Source organism: Streptomyces sp. NPDC038213 (assembly GCF_055600495.1).
In genome coordinates this window covers 1-1285 of sequence record NZ_JBVJYM010000080.1, presented here as the reverse complement: position 1 = coordinate 1285, position 1285 = coordinate 1, and the positions used below count along the sequence as shown (strand labels likewise).

The window sequence follows — 1285 nt, the reverse complement described above, 5'->3', positions numbered from 1 at the left end:
TGGGCTTGATCCGCTTTGACGGACATCGGAGATCAGGGGCTTGGGCCCCGGAAGGATGATGTCCATCATGGAGAGCATGGGGAAGAAGAAGCCGCGTCCTCGCCGCTCGTTCACGCCGGAGTTCAAGGCCGAGATCGTCGAGCTGTGCCGGCGGGGTGACCGCTCGGTCGGTCAGGTCGCCAAGGACTTCGACCTGACCGAGACCGCGGTGCGGGACTGGGTCAAGCAGGCCGAGGTCGACGCGGGCGAACGAGATGGGCTGACCAGCAGCGAACGCGAGGAGCTTGCCGCGCTGCGGCGGGAGAACCGCCGGCTGCGGGAGGACGTGGACATCCTCAAGCGTGCGACGGCTTTCTTCGCGAAGGAGACCCGGTGACGGTGCACCCGTTCATCGAGGCGGAGAAAGCCACAGGTCACAACGTCAAGCGGGCGTGTGAACTGCTCCAGGTCTCCCGAGCCGCCTTCTACGCCCGCCGCACCGGCGTTCCTGGTCCCCGCGCGGTGCGGGACGCCGAGCTGACCGAGCAGATCACCGCCGTCCATGAACGGTCCCGGGGGACCTACGGGGCCCCGCGCGTCCACGCCGTCCTTCAGCAGCAGGGTGAGGAGTGCGGGCGCCGCAGGGTGGCCCGGCTCATGCGCCGGGCCGGACTGGCCGGCCGGCACCGCAGGCGACGGCACCGGACCACGATCCCCGACCCGCACGCGGCCACCCGCCCTGATCTGGTCCTGCGCGACTTCCGCCCCGACCTGGCTGCGGTCGACAGCCGCTGGTGCGGCGATATCACCTACATCGCCACCGGCGAGGGCTGGCTCTACCTGGCCACCGTCATCGACATCGCCTCCCGCCGCGTCGTGGGCTGGGCCACCGCCGACCACTTGCGAACCGAACTGGTCACAGACGCACTGAGGGCCGCGTTGAGGACTCGCCGCCCGGCCGGTCCGGTGATCTTCCACTCGGACCGCGGCTGCCAGTACACCAGCCGTGAATTCGCCTGCCTGGCCGCCGAGTTCAGAGTCAGGCTCTCGGTCGGCCGCACCGGGCAGTGCTGGGACAACGCGCTGGCCGAGTCCTTCTTCTCCACCTTGAAGAACGAACTGGGCGACGCCCGCCCCTGGCCCAGCCGGACCGCCGCCCGAACCGCGATCTTCGAGTGGATCGAAAGCTGGTACAACTTGCAGCGGCTGCACAGCAGCCTTGGCTACCGCAGTCCGGCCGACTACGAGGCCGCCCTCGCGGCCTGACCACCACACCGATGGTGTCCGTCAAAGCGGAACAAGCTCA

At 69.2% G+C, this 1285-nt stretch carries 2 protein-coding genes; both read left to right on the top strand.

The window, feature by feature from the left end:
* The first annotated feature begins 76 nt into the window (after positions 1–76).
* Complete coding sequence (locus ACZ7JZ_RS36045; protein WP_470947409.1) at positions 77–376, top strand: transposase; 300 nt, start codon at positions 77–79, stop codon at positions 374–376.
* Positions 373–1245 (top strand): IS3 family transposase, encoded by an 873-nt coding sequence (locus tag ACZ7JZ_RS36040; protein ID WP_470947406.1) that lies wholly within the window; start codon positions 373–375, stop codon positions 1243–1245. The genes ACZ7JZ_RS36045 and ACZ7JZ_RS36040 overlap by 4 nt, the downstream gene beginning before the upstream one ends.
* The last annotated feature ends 40 nt before the right edge of the window (positions 1246–1285 follow it).